Below are 17,181 nucleotides of genomic sequence, written 5' to 3'. Positions count from 1 at the left end.
GGCACGGGCCCCACGCCGGCGCACCGCTCGCACCCATGACATGACGTGGCCCCCCCCGCTCCGGCGGCACCGGGGCCGACGGGCCGACCGGCCGTGGCCCGGCCGCCGGCCGTCCGGCGCGCCGTTCATGCCTGGGGCTCCCCCGTGGCGCCGGTACGGCGGGCCGCCCGGCGCCGCCCGGCGCCGCCGGGCGGCGGGTGCGGGTCCGGCGGGCCGTACGGCGGCTGTCAGGCGTCGGAGCCGGCGAGGCTCCGGTCGATCTCGGCACGGGCGGGCATGGAGGTGCTGGCCCCCTCCCGCTGGACGGACAGGGCCGCGGCGGCGCCGGCGAACCGGACCGCCCGGTCGGGGAGCTGCCGCTCGACGAGGGCGGCGGCGAGCGCCCCCACGAACGTGTCGCCCGCCGCCGTGGTGTCCACCGCCCGCACCTTGGGCGCCTGGACGCGCAGGGCCGGGGCGGTGCCGGGTCCGGCGCTGAGCGCGCCGCGCGACCCCAGGGTGATGATCACCCAGTCGACCCTGGTCCGCAGCTCCCGCACCGCCTCCTCGTGGTCGGCGCGCCCGGTGATCGCCGCGGCCTCGTGCTCGTTGGCGACGAGCACGTCCACGGCCTCCAGCAGCTCGTCGGGGAGCGGCTGGACGGGGGCGGGGGTGAGGATCACCGTGGTCCCCGCGGCCCGCGCCGCGCGGGCCGCGGCGGTGACCGCCCCGATGGGGAGTTCGAGCTGCAGGAGCAGGACGTCGGAGCGGGCGATGACCTCCAGCTCGGCCTCGGAGGGCGCGCTCACCGCGCCGTTGGCGCCGGGGACCACGATGATGGAGTTGCCGCCCTGGTCGTCGACGACGATCTGGGCGATGCCGGAGGGGCCGGGCACGGTGCGCAGACCGCTGACGTCGACTCCGGCCCCGGCCAGCGTCCGGCGCAGCTCGGGGCCGAAGGCGTCGTCGCCGACGGCGCCGAGGAAGGCGACCTCGGCTCCGGCGCGGGCGGCGGCGATGGCCTGGTTGGCGCCCTTGCCACCGGGGACCGTGCGGAACGCGCGGCCGGTCACGGTCTCGCCGAGGCCGGGGGCGGCCTCGACGTAGGCCACCAGGTCCATGTTGACACTGCCGAATACCGAGATCATGGTTCCTCCGTCGCCAGGGCCAGTGTGCGGGCCGCCAGCTCGTCCAGGCCGATGCCGTCGAAGCCGGTGATACTGCTGGCCAGCCGGTTCTTCAACGACCACTGCGGCGGGATCGCGGACGCGCCGCGCAGCGCGCCGGCGATGGAGCCCACGGTCGCCCCCGCCGAGTCGGTGTCCCAGCCGCCCGCCACGGCCCCGGCGATCGAGGCGGTGAAGTCGCCCCGGCCGTGGACCAGCGCGGCCGTGATCAGCGCGGCGTTGTTGATCGTGTGGACCCAGTGCAGGGCCCCGTGGCGTCCGTGGAGGCGGTCGACGACCCGCTCGAAGTCCTCCTCCTCGCGCGCGTCCTCGGCGGCCAGCCGTACGGCGGCGGCCAGCCGGGACCGCGGCGGGATCACGGCGAGACCCGCGGCGACCACCTCCTCGGCGGAGGAGGCCACCAGTGCCGTGGCGCACATCGCGGCCACGAACATGGAGCCGTAGATCCCGTTGGCGGTGTGGCTGAGCCTGGCGTCGCGCCAGGCGAACTCGGCGGCCGTCGCCGGGTCGCCGGGGTTGGCCCAGCCGTAGACGTCAGCCCTGATCAGCGCCCCGATCCACTCCCTGAAGGGGTTGCGGAAGGTCGCCGTGGAGACGGGGGCGGCCCCGTCCGGCTCCGGCCCGCCCTCCGGGGAGGGCGGCTCCAGGCCCGTCAGCAGGTTGCGGTAGGCGGCGCGCTCGGCGGTGAACACCCGGCCGCCGGGCAGCTCGTCCAGCCAGAGCTGCGCGACGTCGTCGGTGGTGAAGGCGCGGCCCCGCCGTTCGAGCAGGGCCAGGGCCAGCAGCGCGAAGTTGAGGTCGTCGTCCTCGGGGACGCCGTCGATGTTCTCGGCGAGGCTGTTGACCGCGCTGCGCCGGTTCCACGGCCAGCGCGCGCCGATCTCGGCGGGCAGGCCCCGCGCGGTGAACCATCCCCGGATCGGCCAGTTCCCGGTCGCCTCGGCGATGGCCCTGATCCCCTCCCGGGGGATCTTCTCCACGGGCTTGCCCAGCACGCATCCCGCCGCCCGGCCGAGCCACGCCCCCAGCATCCGGTCCGTGGCCTGCGGGGACGGGGCGCCCGCCGGTCGCCGGGCGGCCGGCCACCGCGGGCAGGCCGCGACGATCCCGGCCAGGGTGGAGGGCTCGGGGAGCGGGGACGGGAGCGCGGCGAGCTCGTCGAGCAGCTCCTCGGCCAGGCCACGCAGCCGGGCCGGGGGGATCTCGGGCGAGGCCCCCGCCCGGGGCGGGGCGTCGTGTCCTCCCGCGGCGTGCCAGCGCGCGGCGATCTCCGTCACCTCGCGGCCGTCCTCGGCCGCCTGGCGCAGCTCGTGGCCGACCAGATCCTCCGGCTGCACCCAGGTCAGGCGGATCATCCGGCGTCCCCGAGGAGCGCGGCGAAGGCGGACTCGTGGGCCCGGCGGCGCTCCAGGTCGGCGGCGTGGATGCGGCGCGCGACGCGGGCCAGGTCCAGGCCGGGGGTGACGAGGTCGGTGCGGCTGGCGGTGGAGATCTGGTCGACCCAGTCGGCGGGGACGGCCTCGCGCCCGCCGAGGGCGCCGGCGATGGCGCCGCCCATGGAGGCGATGGAGTCGGCGTCGCGGCCGTAGTTGACGCCGCCGAGGACGGTGTCGCGGTAGTCGCCCTTGGCGATCAGCAGGAACGCCAGGGCGAGCGGGAGCTCCTCGATGCTGTGCAGGCGGCTCGGGCGGCGGGCGCCGAGCCCCTGGTCGCGGTAGGTGTCGGCGACGGTGTCGTAGGGCTTCATGGCGGCGCGCAGCCGCTCGAAGGAGCCGTCCCAGTGGCCGAGGCCGCGGGCCACCGAGCAGACCGCGTCGATGGCCGCCGCCGTGCCGTCCTTGGCGAGCCGGAGGCAGGTGGCCACCACCGAGTCGGCCGTCGCGCCCGGGCGCATGGCCTCGGCCACCGCGGCGGCGAGCACCCCGGCCGCCTCGCGGCCGTAGCTGGACTGGTGGGCGCCGGCCAGGTCGATCGCCTCGGCGTAGGCGGCGTCGGGGTCGGCGGCGTTCACCACGCCGACCGGCGCCATGTACATCGCCGCGCCGCAGTTGACGATGTTGCCCGTCCCGGCCTCACGCGGGTCGACGTGGCCGTAGTGCAGCCGCAGCACCAGCCACTTCTCCGCCAGGAAGACCCGGTGCAGCGGCAGCGCCTCGGTCTCCAGCTCCGGGATCCAGCGCTTCTCGCCCATCATCTCCGGGACCAGGTGCTCGGCCGCCGCGTAGGCGTCCAGGTGGCTCCCGGCCCGCTCGTAGACCCTGATCAGCGCGTGCGTCATCAGGGTGTCGTCGGTGATGTGGCCGTCGCCCTTGTGGTAGGGGGCGATGGGCCGGGCGTTGCGCCAGTCCTCGAAGAACGGCGGGACCAGGCCCTCGACGTGCCCGCCGTAACGCCCGTGGATCTGCTCGGGCGTCCAGCCCTCGGTGGCGCCGCCGAGGGCGTCGCCGACGGCGGCGCCCGTCACGCATCCGACGGCCCTGTCCTCCAGGGTCCCCCTGCCCGCGCTCACCGGAGCGTCCCCGCCCGTGCCCGACGGCCGGGCCGCCGCTTCACCTGCTGCGCTCATGAAATCCATCCCCTCGCGATGTCCAGTAGATCAGTGCCCGCCAGCTCCGGCAGGCAGCAGCCGGTCAGAACGGTGCTCCACCCGCGCGGCAGCGCGTCGTGGCCGGTGAAGGCGCCGGTCAGCGCGCCGGTCAGGGCCGGCGCGGAGTCCGCCGCGGCGCTCAGGCAGGCGGCGGCCGGCACGGCGGTGCGCGGCGAGCCGCCGGCGGCCTCGGCCAGCGCGAGCGCCACCGGGAACGTCTCGGCGGCGGCGACCCCGTAGCTGTAGACGTGGTCGAACAGCGCCGCGTCCAGGGCGGGCACCGCTTCGAACGGGTCGCCGGCCCCCCTCGTGACCGCGAGCGCGACACGGGTCGCGCGGCCGATGACGGTGTCCTCGGGGAGCGCCTCCAGCGCGGCCTCCACGGCCTCGCCCATCGCCCCGCCGCCCACCAGGACACTGATCGCCCGGGCCATCGCGACCGCCCCGAGCACGCCGTCACCGGCGTTGGTGACCTGGGCGTCGGCCGTGGGGTCCAGCCCCGCGGCGCCGAAGGCGACCGCCCGCACGACCGCGGCGTCGTCGAAGAAGTGCGGGTTGTCGTGGCCGCTGGCCGGCGGTCCGAGGCCGCGCGCGAGGTTGTCCAGCGCGGTCCGCACCGAGATCCGCGCCCTGATGTCGTCTCTTCCGGTCAGGGCGGCGAAGGCCGCCGCGCGCTCCTGGTCGACGGTGAGCACGGTCCAGGCGAGCCATTCGGCGTCGTCGGACGGGCCGACGGCCAGCGGCGCGACCGGCTGGTTGAGCGCGAACGGCACCGGCAGCGTGGTCACCCGGTGCTCCTCGGCGAAGGCGTCGAGCTCGCGGTGGAGCCGCCTGCTCCACGGCGCGTGCACCCCGGCCCGGTGCCGCGACGACGGCCAGCCCGCCGCGTCGCCGATCGCCAGCCCGGCGAACGCCCCCAGGATCCTGTCCCCCGACATCATCGCCTACGCCCCTTCCACGAGCTGATCGGCCACCTCTAGCACGTGCCGTCCCGCGGTCACCGGCAGGCAGCGCCCCTCGACCGGGCCGATCTGCCGTGCCCACCGCTCCGGCACCGCCGCCTCGCCGCGCCCCGCCCCGGCGAGGGCGCCCGCGATGGCAGCGGTGGTGTCGGCGTCGCGTCCCAGGTTCGCCGCGACCACCACGGACTCCTCGACCTCTCCCCCGCCCAGCAGGTAGGCGGCGAAGGCGAGGGCGACGGCCTCGGGGGCCAGGTCCGTCCACGGGTAGTGCCGGACCACGACCGCCCCGTGCAACCGCGCGGCGACCTCGTCCGGTCCGGAGGAGCCGGCGTGGCGGACGACGTCCCGGGCGCGGTTGAGGTTGCGGGCGGTCCAGGAGTCGTCGGGGATCACGCCGAGCCCGGCCGCGACCACCTCCTCCGGGGAGGCGCCCGTCATCGCGGCGGCCACCGCGCCGGCGACGGCGCGGCCGCCGAGGATGCCCTCGCCCGCGTTGCTCACGCTGCCGTCGACCTCCACCAGGCGGGCGGCCTCGCCGGGGTCTCCCGCGGCGAAGACGCCGTACGGCGCCGCGCGCATGGCCAGGCCGTCCGACCAGCCGTGCCGGTGCCACCGGCCGGTCAGCGGCGGTTCGAGGCCCTGCCTGAGCGCCTGGACGGCGCCGAGTTCGGAGAAGCCGGCGCCCTTCATCGGCCCCTCGGCCAGGGGGAGGATCTCCTCGCGGTAGGCCCGGGCGACGTCCTGCGGGGTCAGCGCGTGCCCGTGCCGTACGATCAGGGACGCCGCGAAGATGGTGTATTCGGTGTCGTCGGTGCCGCCGCCGTCGATCTCGGTCAGCCTGCCCCAGCGGGCGGCGATCTGTTCGGGCGAGAGGTTCTCCGCCGGGCGCCCGAGGGCGTCGCCGGCCGCGAGGCCGAGCAGACACCCCCGGGCGCGCCCCCGATGCGTCACGGTCACTGGTTGTACCGCTCCAGCACCTTGTTGCCCTCGTCGACCAGCTTCTTCGCCGCGTCGTCAAGGGTGATCTTGTTGGCGAAGAACTGCTGCAGCGTCGGCGTGGCCACCTTGCTCTTCCACTCGTCGAAGCCGTTGACCTTCAGGAAGGGCGCGACCACGAGGTTCTTGACCGAGGCGGTCGCCACGTTCCAGCCGTTCTCCTCGGTCGTCATGGCGGGGTCGCCCGCGGCCTTGACCGAGGTCGGCAGCAGCCAGTCGCCCTTGGCGAGCTTGACCTGGTTGGAGCCGTTCAGGAAGAAGGACATGAACTTCAGCGACTGCTCGGGATACTTGCTGTCGGCCGCGACCGACAGGGTCTGCGAGACCGCGCCCTGCTCGGCGGTGGCGCCCTTCAGCGGCGGCAGGGTGATCCACTCGAAGCCGTCCGGCGCCTGCTCCACGACCTGCTGGCGCAGGTAGACGCCGACGGGCAGCATCGCGTACTTGCCGGCGTAGAAGCCGGGCAGCGGGTCGGCGGCGCCCATGCCGAGCGCGGCCGGGTCGGCGGACTTGTCCTTGTAGAGCTGGTCGTGGATGCGCTGGAGCACCTCGCGCTCCCCCGCCTCGACCTTGACCGTCGTCTTGCCGCCGTCGGTCCGGAAGAAGGTGCCCCCGAAGTTGAGGCCCAGGTTGAGCACCTTGTTGACCGGCGACTTCATCGGCCAGGCGACGCCGTAGGAGTCGCCCTTGGTGAGCTTCTTGGAGACCTCGGCGAACTCGTCCCACGTCCACGGGCTGTCCGGGGTCGGGAGCCGCACGCCGGCCTTGTCGAGCAGCTTCTTGTTGCCGATGATGACCTGCGACTCCTGCAGGAACGGCACGCCGTACACGCCCTGCCCGCCCTTGCCGTCGGCGAAGGTGACGGTGTCCCAGGCCGCCTGGGGGATGTCGCTCTTCAGCTCGGCCGGGACCTTGTCCTTGAGGTCCAGCAGATAGCCGCGGCTGGCGAAGCCGGACAGGGCCGGGGAGTCGTCGTGGATGACGTCCGGCGGGTCACCCGCCTCGAAGGAGGTGACGAGCTGGTCGTTGACGTTGTCCCAGCTCCCCTGGACGTATTCGACCTGGATCTTGGGGTTGGCCTTGTTCCACTCGTCGACCAGCTCCTTGTTGGCCGCGATCGACTCCTTCTGCCAGGCGAGGCTCTGGAACTTGATCTTCACCGGTCCGTCGGGGGCGGCCGCGGGCGGCTCCGAGGCGCATCCGGCGGCCAGCACGAGGAGACCTGCGGCCAGCGCGACCTTCTTACGCATATGACTTCTCCTATCGGGGGGTGGGGCTATCCCTTGACGGCCCCGGCCATCAGGCCGGACCTCAGCCGCCGCTGGATGACTGCGAAGAACACGAGACTCGGGACCGTCGCCAGGAGCGAGGCGGCCGCCAGCGGCCCGAGCCGTACGACCCCCTCGGCGCCGGTGAACTTCACCAGCGTCAGCGGCAGGGTCGCCACGTCCGGGTCCTTCAGGACGATCAGGGCGAACAGGAACTCGTTCCAGGAGGAGATGAACGCGAACAGCAGCGTCGCCACCACTCCCGGGGCGAGCAGCGGGGCGACGACGCTCAGCAGCGAGCGCACCCGGCCTGCGCCGTCCACCGCCGCGGCCTCCTCCAGCTCACGGGGTACGGCGCGCACGTATCCCTGGAGCATCCACAGCGCGAACGGCAGCACGAAGGTGACGTGCACGAGGGTCAGGCCGGGCAGCGTGTTCGACAGCTCCAGCCTGCGCAGCACCATGAACAGCGGGATGATGATCAGGATGAACGGGAAGACCTGGCTGACCAGCACCCAGCCGAGCGCGATCCGGTTGATCATCGAGCGGTAGCGGGCGAGGGCGTAGGCCGCCGGCAGCGCCAGGACCACGGTGAGCACCGCCGTGGCCACCGCCACCACGAGGCTGCGCAGCCCGCTGCCGACCAGGTCCTGCTCGCCGAAGGCGTCGGCGAAGTTGGTCAGCGTCGGCGCGCGCGGGATCCACGTCGGGTGCAGGCTGGCCATCTCCTGCGGCGTCTTCAGCGCCGTGGACAGCAGCCAGAGCAGCGGGAACGCCAGGAAGACGACGTAGCCGGCCAGGGCCAGATAACGCAGTGCCTTGCCCATGTCAGCTCGCCTCCCGCATCTGCCGCCAGAGATAGACGCCGAGCACGGCCAGCACGACGATCACGATCGCCACGCCCAGGGTGGCCGCGTAGCCGAAGAAGCCGTAGCGGAAGGCCTCCTCGTAGGCGAAGAGCATGGGCAGGCGCGTCTGCCCGCCGGGGCCGCCCTGGGTCAGGACGTAGACCAGCCCGAACTGGTTGATGTTCCAGACGAAGTCCAGCGAGGTGATGGCCACGATGACCGGGCGGAGCTGGGGCAGGGTGATGTTCCAGAACTTGCGCCAGACGCCCGCGCCGTCCACCTCGACCGCCTCGTAGAGCTCCTTGGGGACGCTCTGCAGGCCGGCCAGCAGCACCACCGTGGTCTGCGGCATTCCGGTCCAGATCCCGACGACGATCACCGCGGGCAGCGCGACGGAGAAGTCGTTGAGCCAGTCGATCTCGGTGCCCAGCATGCCGTTGAGGATCCCGGCGTCCGGGTGGTAGACCAGCCGCCACATCAGTCCGATGACCACCGGTGGCATCGCCCAGGGCACCACCGCCAGCACCCGGGCGAACCCCCGGAAGCGCAGATCCTGGTTGAGCAGCAGCGCCAGCCCCAGCGAGGCCAGGAACTGCAGCACGGTCACCGAGACGGCCCAGATCATCCCGATCCGGAAGGAGGCCCAGAAGTCCCCGTCGGCCAGCAGGTCGCCGAAGTTCGACAGCCCGACGAACGAGGTGACCGCGTTGCGCCCGGAGCGCGCGTCGGTGAACGCCAGGAAGATCCCGTACAGCAGCGGCCCCACGCTGAAGACCAGCACGGGCACCAGGGCGGGCAGCATCAGCAGCAGCGTCTCGCGCCCCTGCCGCCCGCCCCTGCGGGGCCGGTTCGGCGTCACCGTCCTGGCCGGCCGGTCGGCGGTGAGGGTCACGGCGTCTCCTCTCCCACGGTCGATGCTCTGACCACCAGGCGGGGCGGAACGGTGATCACCTTGGGGTCCCGGTCGCCGTCGCCCAGCCGGTCCAGGAGCAGCTCCGCCGCCATCCGGCCGCGCTCGGCCGAGCCGAGGGAGATGCTGGTCAGGGCGGGCCAGGCGACGGCGGCCTGGTCGATGTCGTCCATGCCGACCACCGCCACGTCCTGCGGCACCCGCCTGCCCGCCCGGCGCAGGACGTCCAGGGCGCCGAGGGCGATCAGGTCGTTGGCGCACATGATCGCGTCCAGGTCGGGGACCCTGGACAGCAGCCGGCTCACGGCCCGCGCCCCCTCGGAGCGGGAGAAGTCCCCGATCTCCACCAGGTTCTCGTCGTAGGGCAGGCCGAGGTCGGCGAGGCCCTCGGCGTAGGCCGTGGAGCGGGCCGAGCCGGGGACGGTGTCCAGGGGGCCGTTGACGAACCCGATGCGGCGGCGTCCCAGGGAGTGGAGGTGGTCCAGCGCCAGCCGTACGCCGGTGCGCGAGTCGGTGCGGACGTTGTCCACCCGCGTGCTGTCGGGCACCGAGCCGATGATGACGACGGGGGCCCGGGCGGCCTCGACGGCCTTCAGGTGCGCCTCGCTCACCCGCAGCGGGATCATGATGAGCCCGTCCACGTAGCGCTCTCCGAGGCTGCGGAGCACGTCGATCTCCTCGGCCACGTCCGCGTCCGTGGAGTGCAGCACGAGGCGGTATCCCGCCGCCTTCAGCACCGGCTGGATCTCGCGGATCATCGTCAGGTAGACCGGGTTGCCGATGTCGGCCATCGCGAAGGCCACCTGGTTGGTCCGGCGCGACTTCAGCGACCGGGCCACCGAGTTGGGGACGTATCCCAGCTCGTCGGCGGCGCTGAGCACCCGGCGCACGGTGTCCTCGCGGGTCGGCAGCCCGTTGAGCACGCGGGAGACCGAGGCGATCGAGACACCCGCCCGCTCCGCGATCGTGGTGATCGTCGGCCCGTCGCTCACAGAGACCACACCTTTCTGTAAACGTTTACCGCGATCTTGGTGATTTACTGAAAACGTTTACGGGGTTAGGGACATGTAACTCGCCCGTAACTGGCAACGTCAAGTCACGATCGAGTAACAGCACGTTAAAGGGGCCGGCGGCGGGGCGCCCCGATCGGGCCGCGCCCGGAAGCCGCCCCGACGGGCGGGCGCGTCGCCCGCCGGACCGATGGGCTCAATCGTCGGATAAATGCCCTATATCGACAATGAATGTCGGTCGACCGCATTTCTGAACGCAATTAACGATGCGCACTTCCACGCCTTTTGTCGTTCCGTTTTTGTCATTCGATTAACTCTTTCCCGGTGGCACGGAAAAGAAGGCCGGGTACGCCTGGATCGGCAATTCCGTTTCCGGGCGGGCGGCGCTTCTCCCGCTTTCCGCCCTGGACCGACCGGATCCGTACGAGAACGCCCCGGGCGGAGAGGAGGCATCCGCCTCCGGGCCCGCCCACGCCGGTCCGCAGCTCGACCCCAGACATCCGATCCAGCTCCGCGTGAGTTCATCAGGAGGATCCGTGCGGCATTTTCGACGACGCGCACCACTGGCCGCCGTCGGCATCGTCACCGCTGCCTTCACCGGCGTCGCGGCCCAGGCCGGCACCGGCGCGTTCGCGGCCTCCGGTCCGCCCGAGCCGCCGGCCGCCGCCGCCCCTGCGGCCGGCGGAGCGGCGCCCCCCGCCACCCCGGCGGCGGCCACCGGGCGGACGGCCCCCACCGGGGACGACAAGCCCGGCAGGCAGGTCTGCGGGCCGCCCTACCTGGACGACGACCCGATCCTGGGTCCGAAGTACCTGCCGAAGGACGGGCCGCTCGGCAGGATCCTGCGTGACTACAGGCCGCTGAACGGGACCTCCCCGCAGGAGTTCGTCGACCGCTACTGGGACGAGGCCGCCGGCGGGTGGCGCTATCCGCCGGACTACGGCTTCGCCCACTCCGGCGGCTACTCCAACGGCAGGCCGCTGATCAGGACCGTGACGCTGCCGGTGGGCACGGCCCTCGACCGCTTCGGCGGCGAGAAGGGCTCCTTCGTCTCCCCGCTCGGCGCCTCCTACGTCGGGCGTGCCCTGCCCCCGAACAATCTCAACACCTTCCCGGCGGCTCCGAAATACATATGCAGCTACCACACCTACAAGGTGGTGAAGGAGTTCAAAGTGGACGGCGGTCCGGCCGCCGCGGCGTTCCAGCAGGAAGGCGAGGGACGGCAGTACCACCTGGTCAGCAAGCACATTCCCGAGGCGCCCCAGACCTCCGCGGAAGTGTCGGTGGAGTGGCTGGTCGCCAACGGATATCTGCAGCCGTCGAACTGAGCGGCCCCCGGCGTGAACGGCGCCGCCCTCCCACGGTCCGGCGGGCTGTGGAGGGGGCGGGCCGCCCCAGCGTGAGTCCCGGGAGTGAGTCCCGGGAGTGAAAGCCGGGATCAAGTCCCCGGCGCGAGTCCCCGGTGTGAGTCCCGTGCGGGCCGACCCCCCGGGGCTCACACCGGGGGGTCGGCCCGCACGCGCCCGTCCCCGCTCAGGTGCTCGACGAAGCGCGCGGTCGCCGCCGTGGGGACCGCCCTCGGATGCCAGGCCAGGCCGATCGGCCGCTGCTGGGCCGGGCCGAGCGGACGGTAGACGGGATCGTCGTGCTCCAGCACGGCCGGGCGGGGCAGGATGCCCACCCCGAGGCCGGCGCCGATCAGCCCCCGCACGGTGGCGATCTCCTCGCTCTCGAAGGCGATGACGGGTTCGAACCCGGCCTCGCGGCAGAGCCCGTCGATGACCCGGCGCAGGTCCGTGGTGCGGGCGAAGGCGATGAACGGCTCGTCCCGCACGTCCCCGAGCGCGAGCCCGGGCGTGCCGGCGAGCCGGTGGTCGGCGGCCAGCGCGATGCACAGCTGCTGCTCGCGCAGCCGGTGCCAGCGCGCGTCGGTCCCCTCCGGCGGCGGGGTGACCAGGGCGGCGTCGATGTCCCCGTGGTGCAGCCAGGTGAACAGCTCCCGGGCGAAACCCTGGTGCAGCTCGAACCTGATGCCCGGGGTGACGTTGCGGTAGTCGCGCAGCACCTCCGGGACGAGCCAGCGTCCCACGGAGTGCAGGAACCCCAGCCGGATCAGCCCGGTGTCGGGGTTGGCCAGGGCGTCGATGCGGCGGCGTGCCGCCTCCAGGTCGCCGACGGCCCGGCCCGCGTGGTCGCGGAACAGGGCGCCGAACCGGTTGACGGCGAGCCTGCGCCCGTGCCGGTGGAACAGCTCCACGCCGAGGTCGGCCTCCAGCCGCGCGAGCGAGCGCGACAGCGTCGACTGGTTGACTCCTTCGATCGCGGCCGTGTCCCGCATGTTCTCCGTCTCGCACAGCGAGAGGAACCAGCGCAGCGTCTGCAGGTCCATCCGGCGATGATGCGTTCTGTGCATCAATAGTGTCAATTACTGCATTTTGAGCATCACAGCCGGTGGAGCACCATCGGGTGATGACCTCGACCCTTCCTCACCCGGCCCCCCTCCCCGGAACCGCCCGGCCCCACGCCGGGCACCGGCCCGGTGAACCCGCCTACCGGCGGATCGTCTACGGGCTGGGACTCGGCGGGCTCGCGAACTTCATGGCGCTGTACTACGTCCAGCCGCTGCTGCCCGGCGTCGCCAGGCACTTCCAGGTGTCGGCGGCCGCGTCGACGGCGGTGCTGTCGCTGTCCACGGTCACCATGGCGGTCGCGCTGGTGTTCGTGGGGCCGATCTCGGACGCGGTCGGGCGCGTGGCGATCATGCGGATCTCCCTGGCCGGTACGGCGGTGCTGGGGATCGCCTCCGCCGCCGCGCCCACCTGGCACAGCCTGCTGGCCGTCAGGGGCCTCGAGGGCGTCGCGCTGGCCGGCCTGCCGGCGGTGGCCCTGGCCTACCTGCGCGAGGAGGTGCACCCCTCGGCGCACCTGCGCGCCAACGCCGCCTACATCACGGGCACGGCGCTGGGCGGGGCGGCCGGGCGGCTGCTCCCGGGGCCGCTCGACGCGCTGTGGGGCTGGCCGGGCGCCGCCCTGGTCACCGGCGGCCTCACCCTGGTCTGCGCGGCCGGCCTGTGGATCCTGGTGCCGCCGTCCCGGCGGTTCGCACGCTCCAGCCCCCGGCCGGGCAGCATCCTGCGCAACACCCGGCTGACCCTGCGGGATCCGGCCCTCGTCGCGCTCTGCCTGGTTGGGGCGGCCACCATGGGAGCGTTCGTCGGCCTGTACAACGCCATGGCCTTCCGCCTGGAGGCCGCCCCCTACCTGCTGGGCGGCGCGGCCGCCCTGGTGTTCCTGGCCTACCCGGTGGGCGTCTTCGCGCCGCTCGTCGCCGGGCGCGCCGCCGCCCGGGTCGGGCGCGGCTCCGGCGCGCTGATCGGCGTCGCGCTCCTGCTCGCCGGGGTGCTGCTGGCCGCCGCGCCCCAGCTGCCGCTGATCGTCACCGGCCTCGGCGTGCTCACCTTCGCGTTCCTGGGCACGCACTCGCTGGTCAGCGGCTGGGTGTCGGACCGGGCCCACCGGGTCGACGTCGGCGTCGGGCAGGCGTCCGGGCTGTATCTGCTGGCCTACTACCTGGGCAGCTCCGTGTTCGGCGCGATGGCGGCGCACCGGTGGCAGGTCGGGGGGTGGTCCGACGTGACCGTCGTCTCACTCGCCCTGACCGCCGGCGCCGGCGCCCTGCTGCTCCTGGCCCGCCGCTCCGACACAGCCGCCCGCAGGTCATGACCTCGCGGACCGGACCTCGCAGACCGTGACCTCGGGGACCGTGACCTCGGGGACCGTGACCTCGGGGACCGTGACCTCGCGGGCCTGGCACGCGCCGCCTCCGCGCCCCGCGCCGTCCGCGCGGCACCTGCCCGCCCCCGTCCCGCCGTCTCGGCCCCGCCCCGCCGTCCAGGCTCCGCCGTCCGCCCGACCCCGCCGTCTCGGCCCCGTCCAGGCCCCGCCGTCCGCCGGCCCCGCCGTACGGGCCTCAGGAGCGCAGGTAGGCGAGGACGGCCAGGACGCGGCGGTGCTGGTCGCCGTCCTCGGCGTACAGGCCGAGCTTGGCGAAGATGCTCCGGATGTGCTTCTCCACGGCGCCGTCGCTGACCACGAGCTGGCGGCCGATGGCCGGGTTGGACCTGCCCTCCGCCATCAGGCCGAGCACCTCCCGCTCCCGCGGGGTGAGCAGGGCCAGCGGATCGTCGCGGCGGCGCCGTACCATCAGCTGGGCCACCACCTGCGGGTCGAAGACCGTCCCGCCGGCCGCGACGGTGCGCAGGCCCCCCATGAAGTCGTCGACGTCCACGACCCGGTCCTTGAGCAGGTAGCCCACCGCGCCCCTGGCGTCGGCGAGCAGGTCGTCGGCATAGGAGACCTCCACATACTGCGACAGGATCAGCACCGGCGCGCCCGGCACCCGTCGGCGCGCCTCGACCGCCGCCCGCAGCCCCTCGTCGGTGAAGCTGGGCGGCATCCGGACGTCGACCACCGAGACGTCGGGCCGATGCTCGGCGACGGCCTCCACCAGGCTGTCGCCGTCCCCCACCGCCGCGACCACCTCGCAGCCGAACTCCTCGAGCAGCCGGATCAGGCCCTCTCTGATCAACACTGCGTCGTCGGCCACGACTACCCGCACGGCACCTCCGCCACGATCACCGTCGGCCCGCCCACCGGTGAGTCCACCGCGATCTCCCCGTCGACCGCCTTCAGGCGGTCGGCGAGGCCGGACAGGCCATGTCCCTTGGCGACGTGTGCGCCGCCGACCCCATCATCCCCGATCGTCAGCATGAGGACGCCGCCGGTCCTGCTCAGCGACACCGTGCAGACGGTGGCGTGGCTGTGCTTGGCGACGTTGGTCAGGCTCTCGGCGACCACGAAGTAGACGGTGTTCTCCACCGCCGCCGCGAAGCGGCCGGTGATCTGCACGTCCAGCTCGACGGGGACCGTGCAGCGGCTGGCCAGCGCGGCGAGCGCCGGGGCCAGGCCGCGGTCGGTCAGGATCGGCGGCGCGATGCCACGCGAGAGCGCGCGCAGCTCGTCCAGGGTGTCGCGGGTCGAGGTGATGGCCTGGCTGAGCATCTCCTCGACCATCTGCGGGTCGCGCTTGAGCTGGCGCTGGGCCCGCGACAGGTCCATCGCCAGGGAGACCAGGCGCTGCTGCGGCCCGTCGTGGATGTCGCGCTCCAGCCGCCGCAGCGCGTTGGCCTCGGCCGACACCGCGGCGGCCCGGCCCTCGGCCAGGTCGTCGATGCGCTCGTGCAGCTCGGCGACGCCGGTCAGCATGGCCCGGCCGAGCCCGGCCCGGATCAGCGCCCCGGCGCGCACGACCAGCGGCAGGGTGAGCGCGAACAGCACGCCGATGCAGGTGTTGACGAGGACGTCGATCCAGACCTTGTCGTCGAAACCGAGCAGGTAGGCCAGGCCGTGGTTGCCGGGGATCGCCGCGGTGATCCACCCGTAGATCGGGCTGGTCAGGCCCAGGATCGTCCCGGCCCACCAGGTCACCGTGAAGACGAACGTCAGGATGGAGATCGGGAAGGCCACGATCCCGTAGAGCAGGTCGAGCCACGACTGACCGCTGGTCAGGGGGTTCACCATGCGGCGCACCCAGCCGGCGGTCTCCGGCGCCGGCCGGTAGCGGGGCCGGGGCAGCGTGCGGCCGAGCACCTCGGGCAGCATCCGCCGTTCCACATCGGCCAGCCCCCGGGCCATCAGCAGCGTGGTCGCCAGGATCGGCAGGCCCACCCATACGATCGCCGTGCCGACCCCGGCGGCGAAACCGACCACCATCAGGACGAAGAAGACGACGGCGAGCGGGAAGCCGGCGATCAGGTAACGGCTGTCGGTGCCGATACGGCGCAGGAGGGATCTCATGCCGCCAACGCTATGAGCTCACGGGACCGGTTCTCGACCCTGCGTGCCGCCTTCCGGGGGTAGGGCTGGCCCTACCCCCGGTAAGGGTGCGGCCTTGACCGGAAGAGGGCCGCGGGCGTGACTGCGCCGGCCGGGGCGCGTGCGGGAGGGTCGGAACACCGCTCCCCGACGAATCGAGACCCCCATGACCGCCGTCCTGTCCCGCCCGGCAGCCCCCGCGACGCCCGCGCCACCGGGCCGTGACGTGTTCATCGACGCGCTGCGCCTGTTCGGCATGGCCCTGGTGGTGCTGCAGCACTGGAGCATGCCGGTGCTGTCCTTCGCCGGCGGGCGGATCTCCACCGGCAACGCGCTGGCGACCGGCGGCGCGTGGGTGATCACCTGGATCAGCCAGGTGATGCCGCTGGTCTTCTTCGCGGGCGGCGCGGCCAACGCGATCAGCTGGCGGGGGTCGGTACGGCGCGGCGGCGCGGCTCCCGCCTGGCTGGCGGCGCGGCTGCGCCGCCTGGTCTGGCCGGTGCTGCCGCTGGCGGCGGTGTGGGTGCCCCTGCCCCACCTGCTGACGGCCCTCGGCGTGCCCGAGCAGCCGGTGGTCACCGCCTCGCGCCTGGCCGGGCAGCTGCTGTGGTTCCTGGCCGTCTACCTGGCCGCGGTGGTGGTGACCCCGCCGATGCTCCGGCTCAACATGCGCTACGGCTGGCGGGTGCCCGCGGTGCTGACGGCGGGGGCCGTCGTGGTGGACGTCGCCCGCTTCACCAGCGGCCTGGAGGTCGTCGGCTTCCTCAACATCGCGCTGGTCTGGCTTGCGGTGCACCAGCTCGGCTTCCTGTACGCCGACGGCCGGCTGGGCCGCCCCTGGGCCATGGCCCTGGTCGGGTACGGCCTGGCCGCGGCGCTGGTGGCGGCCGGCCCCTACCCGGGCAGCATGATCGGGATGCCGGGCGCGGCCGTCTCCAACATGGCCCCGCCCACGATCGCGCTGCTGGCGGTGGCGATCGGCCAGATCGGGCTGGCGCTGGCGCTGCGCCGGTGGATCGTCGCCCTCGTGGGGTGGCCGGGGGTGTCGCGGCTGCTGGCCTGGGCCGCCCCCCGGATGATGACCGTCTACCTGTGGCACATGAGCGCCCTGGCGGCCGTCACCTCGGTGGTCGTGGTGGGGCTGGGCATCTCCACCCCGGAGCCGGGCAGCCAGGCATGGCTGTCGGGCTGGCCGCACTGGCTGCTGATGCTCGTGCTGGCCATGTTCCCGCTGATGCGCTGCTTCACCCGGTTCGAGACGCCGCCGCGGGCCGCGCCGTACGCCGGAGGCATGGCCCGGATCGTGGTGGCCCTGGCGCTGGCCGGGTCGGGCCTGCTCGTCCTCACGGCGATCGGTTTCGTCCCGGGGCGGGCGCCGGTGCTCGGCGCGGGGATGCTCCTGGCGGGGCTGGCGCTCACCTGGTCGCCCGCCCGGTCCCGGCCGGCGGCGCAGCCGTCCCCCAGTCCCCTTGATCATGGTTTGATGGGGTTTAGGTAGATATATTCGCGCCAGGTAATCTGTCCTGGGCACGATGCGATCACATCTGTCGCCCGAGCCGG

15 protein-coding genes are annotated in these 17,181 nt (G+C 73.5%); 3 read left to right on the top strand and 12 right to left on the bottom strand.

Translation table 11 applies throughout. The features are described 5' to 3' along the window. Positions 1-227 precede the first annotated feature (227 nt). The 9 genes from rbsK to J2S55_RS32030 are packed head-to-tail and all read right to left on the bottom strand — an operon-like array spanning position 228 to position 9,729. The gene (gene rbsK, locus J2S55_RS32070) at positions 228-1,127 is read right to left on the bottom strand and encodes a ribokinase (RefSeq protein ID WP_306868568.1); all 900 of its coding nucleotides are present in this window, start codon (positions 1,125-1,127) and stop codon (positions 228-230) included. Continuing rightward, positions 1,124-2,521, bottom strand: a complete 1,398-nt coding sequence (locus J2S55_RS32065; RefSeq protein WP_306868566.1) for an ADP-ribosylglycohydrolase family protein — start codon at positions 2,519-2,521, stop codon at positions 1,124-1,126. The genes rbsK and J2S55_RS32065 overlap by 4 nt, the downstream gene beginning before the upstream one ends. Further along, complete coding sequence (locus tag J2S55_RS32060; protein WP_306868563.1) at positions 2,518-3,732, bottom strand: ADP-ribosylglycohydrolase family protein; 1,215 nt, start codon at positions 3,730-3,732, stop codon at positions 2,518-2,520. The genes J2S55_RS32065 and J2S55_RS32060 overlap by 4 nt, the downstream gene beginning before the upstream one ends. Beyond that, positions 3,729-4,694, bottom strand: coding sequence for an ADP-ribosylglycohydrolase family protein (locus tag J2S55_RS32055; protein ID WP_306868560.1), 966 nt, complete (start codon positions 4,692-4,694; stop codon positions 3,729-3,731). Before J2S55_RS32055 ends, J2S55_RS32060 begins: the two co-directional genes overlap by 4 nt. Before the next feature lie 3 nt (positions 4,695-4,697). Continuing rightward, on the bottom strand, positions 4,698-5,666 hold the full coding sequence (locus tag J2S55_RS32050; RefSeq protein ID WP_306868558.1) for an ADP-ribosylglycohydrolase family protein: 969 nt from the start codon (positions 5,664-5,666) through the stop codon (positions 4,698-4,700). 2 nt (positions 5,667-5,668) lie between these two features. Then, positions 5,669-6,961 (bottom strand): ABC transporter substrate-binding protein, encoded by a 1,293-nt coding sequence (locus J2S55_RS32045; protein WP_306868555.1) that lies wholly within the window; start codon positions 6,959-6,961, stop codon positions 5,669-5,671. Positions 6,962-6,987: 26 nt separating this feature from the next. Continuing rightward, positions 6,988-7,806: a carbohydrate ABC transporter permease gene (locus J2S55_RS32040; RefSeq protein ID WP_306868551.1), complete on the bottom strand. Its 819-nt coding sequence runs from the start codon at positions 7,804-7,806 to the stop codon at positions 6,988-6,990. Position 7,807: 1 nt separating this feature from the next. Then, on the bottom strand, positions 7,808-8,719 hold the full coding sequence (locus J2S55_RS32035) for a carbohydrate ABC transporter permease (protein WP_306868549.1): 912 nt from the start codon (positions 8,717-8,719) through the stop codon (positions 7,808-7,810). Then, complete coding sequence (locus J2S55_RS32030) at positions 8,716-9,729, bottom strand: LacI family DNA-binding transcriptional regulator (protein WP_306868546.1); 1,014 nt, start codon at positions 9,727-9,729, stop codon at positions 8,716-8,718. The genes J2S55_RS32035 and J2S55_RS32030 overlap by 4 nt, the downstream gene beginning before the upstream one ends. 554 nt (positions 9,730-10,283) lie before the next feature. Between J2S55_RS32030 and J2S55_RS32025 the strand changes: the two genes are divergently transcribed. Beyond that, positions 10,284-11,075, top strand: a complete 792-nt coding sequence (locus tag J2S55_RS32025; RefSeq protein ID WP_306868544.1) for a TNT domain-containing protein — start codon at positions 10,284-10,286, stop codon at positions 11,073-11,075. Positions 11,076-11,242: 167 nt separating this feature from the next. Here the strand turns inward: J2S55_RS32025 and J2S55_RS32020 are convergent, their stop codons facing one another. Next, complete coding sequence (locus J2S55_RS32020; protein WP_306868542.1) at positions 11,243-12,136, bottom strand: LysR family transcriptional regulator; 894 nt, start codon at positions 12,134-12,136, stop codon at positions 11,243-11,245. 80 nt (positions 12,137-12,216) lie between these two features. Between J2S55_RS32020 and J2S55_RS32015 the strand changes: the two genes are divergently transcribed. Beyond that, entirely contained in the window at positions 12,217-13,470 is a 1,254-nt protein-coding gene (locus J2S55_RS32015) for an MFS transporter (protein ID WP_306868540.1), read from the top strand. Between the two features lie 247 nt (positions 13,471-13,717). Here J2S55_RS32015 and J2S55_RS32010 read toward each other — a convergent pair whose 3' ends face one another. Next, positions 13,718-14,365, bottom strand: coding sequence for a response regulator transcription factor (locus J2S55_RS32010; protein ID WP_306868538.1), 648 nt, complete (start codon positions 14,363-14,365; stop codon positions 13,718-13,720). Continuing rightward, positions 14,356-15,603: a sensor histidine kinase gene (locus J2S55_RS32005; RefSeq protein WP_306868535.1), complete on the bottom strand. Its 1,248-nt coding sequence runs from the start codon at positions 15,601-15,603 to the stop codon at positions 14,356-14,358. The genes J2S55_RS32010 and J2S55_RS32005 overlap by 10 nt, the downstream gene beginning before the upstream one ends. A 184-nt stretch (positions 15,604-15,787) precedes the next feature. On the opposite strand from J2S55_RS32005, the gene J2S55_RS32000 reads away from it, so the two are divergent. After that, complete coding sequence (locus tag J2S55_RS32000; protein WP_306868533.1) at positions 15,788-17,119, top strand: acyltransferase family protein; 1,332 nt, start codon at positions 15,788-15,790, stop codon at positions 17,117-17,119. Positions 17,120-17,181: the final 62 nt, after the last annotated feature.

Source organism: Streptosporangium brasiliense, assembly GCF_030811595.1.
GTDB classification, from domain to species: domain Bacteria; phylum Actinomycetota; class Actinomycetes; order Streptosporangiales; family Streptosporangiaceae; genus Streptosporangium; species Streptosporangium brasiliense.
Note: the sequence above shows the minus strand (reverse complement) of the source record. Positions and strands in the feature narration are given on the sequence as shown.

Bases quoted from the DNA above. Each gene is read 5' to 3' on its own strand.
- rbsK (WP_306868568.1), bottom strand. From the start codon at position 1,127: ATGATCTCGGTATTCGGCAGTGTCAACATGGACCTGGTGGCCTACGTC.
- J2S55_RS32065 (WP_306868566.1), bottom strand. From the start codon at position 2,521: ATGATCCGCCTGACCTGGGTGCAGCCGGAGGATCTGGTCGGCCACGAG.
- J2S55_RS32060 (WP_306868563.1), bottom strand. From the start codon at position 3,732: ATGAGCGCAGCAGGTGAAGCGGCGGCCCGGCCGTCGGGCACGGGCGGG.
- J2S55_RS32055 (WP_306868560.1), bottom strand. From the start codon at position 4,694: ATGATGTCGGGGGACAGGATCCTGGGGGCGTTCGCCGGGCTGGCGATC.
- J2S55_RS32045 (WP_306868555.1), bottom strand. From the start codon at position 6,961: ATGCGTAAGAAGGTCGCGCTGGCCGCAGGTCTCCTCGTGCTGGCCGCC.
- J2S55_RS32040 (WP_306868551.1), bottom strand. From the start codon at position 7,806: ATGGGCAAGGCACTGCGTTATCTGGCCCTGGCCGGCTACGTCGTCTTC.
- J2S55_RS32020 (WP_306868542.1), bottom strand. From the start codon at position 12,136: ATGGACCTGCAGACGCTGCGCTGGTTCCTCTCGCTGTGCGAGACGGAG.
- J2S55_RS32015 (WP_306868540.1), top strand. From the start codon at position 12,217: ATGACCTCGACCCTTCCTCACCCGGCCCCCCTCCCCGGAACCGCCCGG.
- J2S55_RS32005 (WP_306868535.1), bottom strand. From the start codon at position 15,603: ATGAGATCCCTCCTGCGCCGTATCGGCACCGACAGCCGTTACCTGATC.
- J2S55_RS32000 (WP_306868533.1), top strand. From the start codon at position 15,788: ATGACCGCCGTCCTGTCCCGCCCGGCAGCCCCCGCGACGCCCGCGCCA.